Genomic DNA, 5,928 nt, shown 5'->3' with positions numbered 1-5,928 from the left:
ACCATGCCAATTCCAGGGAATACTCCATTGGTGGATGGAACTACTTATTACGTTACCCAGACGATATTAGGATGTGAGAGTTCAACTATAGCAGTGACTCCAGTAGAGTTTAATTGTTCTGCTATGGGTGTTTCTCAAGCACAAGATGTTACTATATGTGCTCCAGGTGGAAATACAAGTTTAAGCGCTCAAAGTTCAGGTATAGGATATGATATTTTTTGGTATGATGCGGCAACAGGAGGAAATGTAGTAGCGACTGGAAGTAACCCAGTTGTAAATGTAACTCAAACTACCTCTTTTTGGGCTAGCGAGGTTTACTTAGGAAGTGGTGTATCAGCTGGTCCTATTGCAAATACATATTGTATTCCAACAAGTAAAAACTGTTCGGTAGGTGATGATATGGATGATTTTTCGATGCCAACTGCAGGAATTCAGCATACTGGAACAGGTTGTTCAGCTAACTCTTATGGAGATTATACGACAGATCCATCTTTAGTGGGGAATATGACCATAGGAAGTACTTATAATTTTGATATAACTCATAATTTTAGCAATCAATATGTTAAGATTTGGATAGATTTAGATCAAAGTGGAAGTTTTGATGCAAGTGAGCTTCTGTTTACTTCTACTTCAGGTTCAGGCAATACGGTTGGGTCAATTACTATTCCTAGTGGTTTATCTGGAGCTACTGTGATGAGGGTGATGGATCGATATGCGGGAACTCCTGTCGATGCGTGTGATGCAGGCGGGACGTATGGGGAAACTCATGATTATAAAGTAATTATTGGGACAATTTTATGTGAAAGTACTAGAGAAGAAGTAGTGGTTACGATAAACGATCAGCCAACTGTTGCACCTAGTGGTGATGCTATTCAGAAGCTTTGTACTGGAGCAACTGTAGCAGATTTATCAGCTACTGGAACAAATATTCAATGGTATAGTTCAGCTTCAGGGAATGCATCTTTAGCGCCTAATGAGTATTTAATTGATGGCGGAGTTTATTATGCTTCTCAAACGATAGATGCTTGTGAAAGTGATAATCGATTGGAAGTTACAGTAGAAGTAAAAGACGTAGCAGATGTACCTGTAGCGTCAATTAACCAATCTTTTGTTGCAGGAGAAACAGTTGAAAATATAGATGTTCAAGGAGATAATCTTATTTGGTATACAAGTACAGATGGATTAATATTTACAGTGATAGATCCTTCGCAAGTAAATCTTATAGATCAGGGAGTTTATTATGTATCTCAAACTCCAAACGGTCTTTGTGAAAGTGAAAAATTAGCGATAACTGTGCATAGAGTATTAGGGTTAGATAATCCGTTATTTGCAGGACTTAATTATTATCCGAATCCTATGCGAAACCAAGTAACGGTTGAAAACTTTAGCACTATAGAGCGTGTGGAGTTATACAGTATGCTAGGTCAAAAAGTAATAGATCATAAATCTAATCAAAGAAAGCTTAGTTTGAATGTGGAAAGATTAGCAGCAGGACCTTACTTTATGAAAGTTACAGTAGATGGTAAGTCTGCAATGATTAAAGTGGTAAAGGAGTGATGAATTAGGTGAATAAATATTAAAGCCAGACAATAAATTGTCTGGCTTTTTTTATCTATTATTTTATAAACCTTTTAAAATAAATTAATAAGGAAAGAAACATATGATATAGACTCTAAATTAAAAAAAGTTAGGTTTTTGATGATCCAGAGTAGGTATTTTCATGAAAAGAAAAATGAGAGATTTTTATTGTTATTTGATGTAATTTTGGTTTTTATTTCATTTAAGAGGGGGAAGAGCTTTATTTTTGGATAGTAGCTCGCTAATAGTTAGTCAGATTTACGTGTATGTTATGAATTTAACAATTTTATCTCTTTATTGATTTTTTAAGGAATAATAAGGCTTGTTGATAAATTTGATTTTCTTGATTTTTATTTCATATGTTTATGTGAAAAAAAAGTCATATATTTGAAAGAATTGTTAAGAAATTATTAAAATAAACCATAAATTTAAACCCAAAACCATATGAAAAAAAAATACTTATTGGCGTTATTCGCCTTTGTTTTATTAACCCCCATACTTACGGCGCAAAATTGTAGTACGTTAGCTATAACAAATACGGTCGATGGATCTGTTTGTGGGGAAGGATCTGTAACATTAGGGGCTACTGCGAGTGGCACGGGAGATGGTGTTGTTTGGTATGATGCGGCTACTGCTGGAAATGTAGTTGGTTCAGGGGCAAGTTTTCAAACGCCTGTATTAAATTCTACAACTTCTTATTGGGCTACAGAAGCCTTGTATACTGGAGTTCCAATTGTAGGTGACGCTGAAACGGTATTTACTGTAGGTTCCTCAAACAGTTTAAGTGGTGTTGGAAGTACGATAACATTTGCTGTTCGTAATAATAATTCTAGTGCTGTAACAATTACAGATTTAGATAATTATATGCCAGCAAATACGACTAGGGAGCATGAGTTGTGGTATCATGCAACTGATTTGACAGGCCCGCCATCTGGAATTAGTGTTGGTAATGGTTGGGTTTTGGCTACGCCTGCTCAGACTTCTACAAGTGCATCGACTGATGGCTTGTCAAATATATTTAGTAATACATCTATTTCTATACCTGGTAATACTACCTATCGCTTCGCGTTGGTAATGACAGCAAATGTGAGTGGGTCTACAACATTTTATTATTGGGGTAATACTTCTACTCCAGCTGCTCCAAATAATTTTTCAGTTAGTGGGGTTGATTTGTTAGTTGGTGATAACAAACTAGGAGGGACTCAAAATGTTGGTTATAGCGGGACGTCTACTAGTCCTACAGCTAATAATCCAAGAGCGTTTTATGGAAAAATTTATTTCGAATCAATTACGATTCAATGTGAGTCTACTCCGCGAGTAGAGGTTGTGGCTACTGTAAATAATGCCGGTGATATCGTGGTGAATTCACTTCCTTATACAGATACAGATGATACGGCAAACTTTGCTAATAATTATGTAGGAGCTCCAGGAGTCGATTGTGGAACCACTGATAATTATTTAGATGGAAATGATGTTATTTATGAGTATACTGCTACTGCAGATTTTATCATGAATGCAGAATTGACAAATATAGTTGATGGAGAAACTAGTTTGTATGTTTATGATAGTTGTGCAGATATAGGAACAAGTTGTTTAGCTGGTACAGTTAATGCTACTGCAGGTGATCATAGTGTAGATTTTTCTGTTGTTAATGGTCAAACATATTATATTTTAATATCAAGTACTTCAAGTACTAACACTTTTCCGTATACTTTTAATTTAGATGGGTATTTGTGTGCAAATTATCCTGCGCCTACTACGAGTGTAGCTACTCCAGACTTTATAGATGGTCAAGCTTTACTTGATTTGACTGTTTCAGGGGCTAATTTAACTTGGTATAGTGATGCAGCATTAACAAATGTTATCCCTGATACTACTTTAATGGTCGATAATACTACTTATTATGTGACACAAACATTTGATACGTGTGAAAGTCCGGCCTTGTCAATAACTCCTGGTGAGGTTTTATGTAGTGTGCTTTCTGTGTCTTCTTCTCAGGGAGATTCTGTATGTGGAGAAGGATCTGTTACTTTAGAAGCACAAGGTGCTGAAGCGGTTGTGAATACAAGTGTTTGGTGGTTTGATACAGCTACAGGTGGAACCGTTATAGGTAAAGGAAATGTATTTGAAACTCCAATTATTTCACAAACAACATCTTTTTGGGCAACCGAAGTAGTTACCGAAGGTTCATTGTTGACAGGTCAAGGAGAAACTAATCCTACAGGAACTTTGTCTACAACTACAAATGGAGGTATTGTGTTAGATGTTACACAGCAAATGACATTAGTAGATGCAGAAGTTTTTAGTACCTCTTCTGCTGGTGGACTTTTAGAAGTAGAGTTAAGAGATATGAATAACGGTAATGCTACAGTTGCTTCAGCTACGATGAGCATGCCGGCAGGAGGTACATCTGCATCACCTATTGCTGTAACGGTACCTTTAAACTTTAATATTAGTCCTGGTCAATATAGATTAGTGAAGGTTTCAGGTCCTACATTTAAATATCAATCAGGAAGTTTCCCAGATCCATTAGGAACATTTGGTTCTGTAACCGGAGGGGCAACTACTACAGGTACCTCATCATTAAACTATGTGTTTTATAATTTAACTGTAGGGAATGAGGTTGCAATATGTGAGTCTTCTCCTAGAACAGAAGTAATTGCTACTGTGAATAATGTAGCGGATATTGTGACAACGAATCCATTACCTTATGTAAATACAAATAGTACAGGTAATTATGCTAATAATTATGCAGGTGTTCCTGGTACAGATTGTGACGCTACAGGAAACTACCTTGATGGTAATGATGTAGTATATGAATATACTCCTGATGGTGACAAAGTTGTTAAAATTGGACTTTCTAATCTTGTAGGAAGCGATGCTGGGATATTTATATATGATAATTGTAACGAAATTGGAGATACTTGTTTAGCTGGTGCAGCTAATATTGGATCTTCATCAGATTTCGCAATTGATGAATTTACAGTATATCAAAGTGAAACTTATTATATTGTTGTTTCAGGAAATGGAGATGCTGCTTCCATAGATTATACTTTAACAATTGAGGAAGCTATTATCAATTGTAATGATTATACGGCTGGACCAGAAGTAGATGATCCAGAATTTTTTAATCCTGGCCAGACATTAGATGATTTGGATATAACCGGAGGTAATTTAATTTTTTATTCAGATGCAACTGGAACTACGGTTCTACCAGGTACAACACCTGCAGTAGATGGTACAGTTTATTATGTTTCACAAACTTTAAATGGTTGCTTGAGTGCTATAGTTTCAGTAAATGCAGAGGAGATCGTTTGTAGTAATTTAGATATTACATCTACAGTAGGGGATACAGTTCCTTGTGTAGGTTCTGCAACACTAACTGCCACAGCTTCAGGAAGCGGAACAGATGTGTATTGGTATGCAAATCAGACTGGGGGTAATCCAATTGGTTATGGGGCTACTTATTCAACAGATGTAATTACTTCAACTACATCATATTGGGTTTCTGAAGTAATTGCAGATGGAACAACAACTTCAGGGAGTGCAAAACTTGCCCCGCTTTCAACTAGTACGGATTTTGGAGGGGCTAATTATGGATTAGAATTTGAAGCTTATCAGCAATTTACCTTAGTAGATTTAGAGATATATCCAGATGGAGAGGCAGGTACTTTTGATATTGAGTTAGTGGATGATGCTTCAGGAAGTGTATTAAATACTGTTGCAGTAACTGTTCCGAATATGGACGGGGCTACTCCTTTTGTTGTTACGCTAAACTTTGATATTCAGCCTGGTGTATATAGAATAAGACAACAGGGCACAATAGATATGACGAGAGATTCATCTGGAAATTCATATCCATATGCAATTGGGCCAAATGCTATTTTAGGGGAAGTGTTAAGTGGTTCTTATGGTACAACAGGAACTAATTCTACTTCCTATTACTATTTTTATAATTGGACAGTAACTACTGGTAATTTAATATGTGAGTCTCCTAGAGAAGAAGTGGTGGCTACTGTTGATACTAATGGAGATATTCAGGTTACAACTTTACCTTATAATGATAGTAATAATAACACTTCTAATTATGGAAATCCTTACGAAGGTGCTCCAGGAACAGGTTGTAATACTACAGAGAATTACCTTAACGGTAATGATGTAGTATATAAGTTTACTGCACCAAATACCGAGTTAGTAGATATTTTAATGTCCGATCTTACTGGTTTCTATGCTTCAGTATTTGTATACGATAATTGTGGAGCATTGTTAAACTCTTGTTTAGCAGGAGCAGTGGCAGGTCCTAGTGATGATGATTTTGGAATAGAAGATTTTTCAGTAACGGCAGGTGAA

Annotated in this window: 1 protein-coding gene and 1 pseudogene; both read left to right on the top strand. The window is 36.2% G+C overall.

Annotated features, from left to right (window positions below):
- Positions 1-1,557 (top strand): GEVED domain-containing protein (locus tag FT986_RS11215; protein ID WP_147865139.1); only part of this gene is annotated, 1,557 nt, incomplete at its 5' end.
- A 465-nt stretch (positions 1,558-2,022) separates the two neighbouring features.
- A pseudogene (locus FT986_RS11210) lies at positions 2,023-5,928 on the top strand (hypothetical protein); the annotation flags it as partial.

The organism is Mesonia sp. K4-1, assembly GCF_008017825.1.
Lineage (GTDB): Bacteria > Bacteroidota > Bacteroidia > Flavobacteriales > Flavobacteriaceae > Mesonia.
Note: the sequence above shows the minus strand (reverse complement) of the source record. Positions and strands in the feature narration are given on the sequence as shown.